Here is a 3,604-nt window from a genome sequence, read left to right on the forward strand (position 1 = left end):
GTCTTCGATGGGCACTGCCGGATCTACGCGGTGTAGGTAGTACAGGTCTACGTGGTCGACGCCGAGGCGGCGCAGCGAGCCTTCGATCGCGGTGCGCACGTATTCGGGCCTGCCGTCGAGGGCGCGCGGGTTGGTCTCCCGATCGAGCGTGTTGCCGAACTTCGTCGCGATCGTCAGCCCGTCACGTCGCCCGCGGATGGCGCGACCGAGCAGGATCTCGCTGAACTCGGGCCCGTAGATGTCGGCGGTGTCGAACAGCGTGACGCCCAGGTCGATCGCCGTGTCGACGAGCGCCGTCGCCTGCTCCTCGTCAGCGGCCTCGGCCGAGGCGCGAAAGCTCATGAATCCCAGGCCGATCGGCGCCACCTCGGGGCCGTCGGTACCCAGCCGCCGTTGGGGTGCACTTGTCATGGATCATCCGTTCTGTGTTGATTGATTGCGGTATGCCGTTGTCGGCGCGCTGCTCAGCCGGGCTGGTCGCCGGTGGCGACCGGGCGAGCCGAGTCAGAGCTCCATGCCGAGAACGACCCCGGGTACAGGGTGGCCGTTATCCCGATCTTGGCCAGCGCCAGCACCGTGAGTGTCGCTGACGTTCCGCCACCGCAGTAGGCACCGACCGGAACCTGGCCGTCCGCACCGGTCGAAGCGTACAGCGCGCGCAACTCGTCATCGGATGCCAACGTGCCGTCCGGTCCGACGAGTTTGCCTGCAGGCAGGCTCAATGCGCCAGGGATGTGGCCCCCACCGGGCTCCCCCACGTACCCCTCGATCCCGCGGGCGTCCAGCAGCACTCCGGAGCGGGCGAGCGCCGCCGCCCCGTCGGCATCCAGCGTCGACAGCGACCCGGTGTTCACCACGAAGGTGCCTGCCGCGTCTGCGGGTACGTCGGAAACCAGGGTGCCGCCGGCCGCGACCCATTGGTCGGTGCCGCCGTCCAGAGCCCGAACATCCGGCACGCCAGCCCATTTCAGCGTCCACCACGCGCGCGCTGCCAGGGCCGGATTCTCGGGGCTGTAGGCGACGACGACCGAGTCGGCGTTGATGCCCCAGCGCCGAACCACGTCCTGGACCTGCTCGTCAGATGGAAGCGGAAGGTTGCCCGAGTCCTGCGTACGCGGCCCGACCAGGTCGGCGGTCAGTGCCACCGCCCTGGCACCGGGTATCCGCCCTGCTACCGGCTGATCCGTGATGTCCCTGCGCACCTCGAGGATCACGACGTCGCCGCCGGCGTCGAGTTGCTGGCGCAGCGCCTCCGCGGTGATCAGGACCTGTTGGACGCCGACCGGCGTAGTGGTCACGAAATACTCGCTCTCCGTTGGACTTGGCGGGGTGAACCTCGCGTTTCAGGAACCGTAGAACGGCTGACCCGAGACCAGCTCGGACTCGCGACCGTCGACCCCCTTGGGAACGTCACCCTCGAGAGTCACGCGGTACAGCACCCGGTCGTAGCCCAGATGGCCGGCATCGGAGATCGCCAGGTGCGCGGTTGCCCGGTTGTCCCAGAATGCCACGCTGCCCGGCGCCCAGCGGAAGCGAACGGTGTACTCGGTGCGAGTCGCCTCCTCCCACAGCAACTTGAGGATGCCTTCGCTCTGCGACGGCGTGAAGCCCCGGATCTCGCGAGCGCCGCGGGTGAAACCGGGACTGACGAACAGCGCGCGCTCACCCGTCACCGGGTGCACCCGCACCGCGGGGTGAAAGGCGACCAGGTTGGCCTCGCGCACCTTGCGATCGCGCTGACTGCCGTCCGCCGCCTTGCTGTTGAACTGGTGCTTGATGTCCAGCTTGTCGACGAAGTCGCGGAAGTCCTTGGGCAGATTCTCATATGCCGCTACCAGATTCGTCCAGCTCGTGTCGCCGCCGTACGGGGGCAGGATGTGTGACCGCAGGATCGACGCCGCGGGCGGGTTCACCAACGCGGTGACGTCGGTATGCCAGCTGCTGTCGTACGACGTCCGCTTGCGGCCCAGGTTCGCCTCGTAACGGCGGCTGTCGATCGGCAAGATCTCCGGGAAGCCCTCGGGCGGGCTCTCCTCGTGGGGGTGTGCCGGCGTCACCTTGCCGAAGCGGTGCGCAAAGGCGACCTGTTCGGCGTGACCGATCTCCTGGTCGCGAAAGAAGACCACCTTGTGGGTGTGCAGCGCGCTGCGAATCTCCTCGATCACGCTGTCTTCCAATGGTCCGCGGAGGTCCACCCCGCGGATCTCGGCGCCGATGTATCCGGCCTGCGGAACGACGTCCAGTCCGGTGTCGCTGTGAAGGCCGGTTTCCTTGAGTTCGGTCATGGGCTGACTCCCTTGTCGTGGAAGGTGATCTTGCGGTGCAGAGTGATATGCGGGGTGATGAGGAAAGTTTCGGTGCCCGCGCGACCGGAAAGAAGACCGATCGGCTACCGGAATCCTTCAGCCGTACTTAACTTCCGACACTGCGCAGTTTTCGTTGAGCATGTTCGTAGCCGACGTTCATTGAACGACCGGCGGCGGGCACGCATGATGGCGAGCAGGACGAGTCGAAGGAGCACACAGTGAGCGATCTGGAACGGCGCAGGCTCGGCGAAGACGGCCCCGAGGTGACCGTGCTGGGGTTCGGTGCCATGGAGTTGCGTGGCACCCCGCACCGCAATCCCCGACCGCTCGAGGAAACCGTGGTCGCCGAGGTCCTCGGCACCGTGCTGGACGAGGGCATCACGTTCATCGACACCTCGATCGACTACGCGCTCAGCGAGGAACGCATCGGCCGGTACATCGGATCACGCCGGGACGAGTACGTCCTCGCGTCGAAGGCCGGGTGCCCGTTGGAGTTGCGTCCGGATGCTCCCCCCGGACCGCTCCCCCACGACTATTCGCCCGCGAACATCCGGGCCGGCGTCGAGCAGAGCCTGCGGCGCCTGCAGACCGATCGACTCGACCTGGTGCAACTCCACATCAGCCCATCGTTGGAGGTGTTGCGCCGCGACGGAGCCGTCGAGACGCTGATCGCCTTGCGCGACGAGGGAAAGATCGTGGCGTTCGGCGTTTCCTCGACGTTGCCCGCGATCGACGATCACCTCGAAATCAAGGAGTTCGCCGCCTTTCAGGTGCCCTTCTCGGCACTCGAGCGGGAGTTGGAGAGCCGCATCGAACTGGCCGGGGAACGCGGTTTCGGCATCATCGTGCGGGGCGGCGTCGCCCAGGCGGGCAAGCGGGAGAAGAAGACCGCCGAGGGCCAACCAGTCACCTGGGCGGACACCGGGTTGGACGAACTGCGCGACGCCGACACCGAACAGGGCTTCCTGCTGCGGTACGCGATCAGCACTCCCGGAGTCACGACGATCATCGCCGGAACGGCCAACCCCGACCACGTGCGTGACAACGTCCGGGCGGCGCGCCGCGGCCCATTACCCGACGACGTGTATGCCGAGGCGCAGCGCAGACTCGATGACGCTGGAATTACATCCGCGCTGATTCCTGGAGCGCTTGCGACGTAAGCCCAGTACAGACGGGCTGCGAGAGCCCAACGGCGGACATGGACCAGCTACGTCCGCCACTTTCTGTGCCACCATTTCATTCGTGATCTCGGTGCCCCTCGTTGTTCGGCGACATGTCGATCTGATGCGTGCCTGTAC

At 66.6% G+C, this 3,604-nt stretch carries 4 protein-coding genes; 1 reads left to right on the forward strand and 3 read right to left on the reverse strand.

The window, feature by feature from the left end:
- From ACRDUX_RS20210 to ACRDUX_RS20220, 3 genes are all read right to left on the reverse strand, one after another.
- Positions 1-411 (reverse strand): aldo/keto reductase (locus ACRDUX_RS20210; RefSeq protein WP_526415824.1); only part of this gene is annotated, 411 nt, incomplete at its 3' end.
- Between the two features lie 53 nt (positions 412-464).
- Positions 465-1,298, reverse strand: a complete 834-nt coding sequence (locus ACRDUX_RS20215) for a sulfurtransferase (protein ID WP_526415826.1) — start codon at positions 1,296-1,298, stop codon at positions 465-467.
- Between the two features lie 45 nt (positions 1,299-1,343).
- Positions 1,344-2,285, reverse strand: coding sequence for a TauD/TfdA dioxygenase family protein (locus ACRDUX_RS20220; protein ID WP_526415828.1), 942 nt, complete (start codon positions 2,283-2,285; stop codon positions 1,344-1,346).
- A 239-nt stretch (positions 2,286-2,524) separates the two neighbouring features.
- On the opposite strand from ACRDUX_RS20220, the gene ACRDUX_RS20225 reads away from it, so the two are divergent.
- Positions 2,525-3,466, forward strand: a complete 942-nt coding sequence (locus ACRDUX_RS20225; protein ID WP_526415830.1) for an aldo/keto reductase — start codon at positions 2,525-2,527, stop codon at positions 3,464-3,466.
- Positions 3,467-3,604: the final 138 nt, after the last annotated feature.

It is taken from the genome of Mycobacterium sp. (assembly GCF_050701675.1).
Taxonomy (GTDB): domain Bacteria; phylum Actinomycetota; class Actinomycetes; order Mycobacteriales; family Mycobacteriaceae; genus Mycobacterium.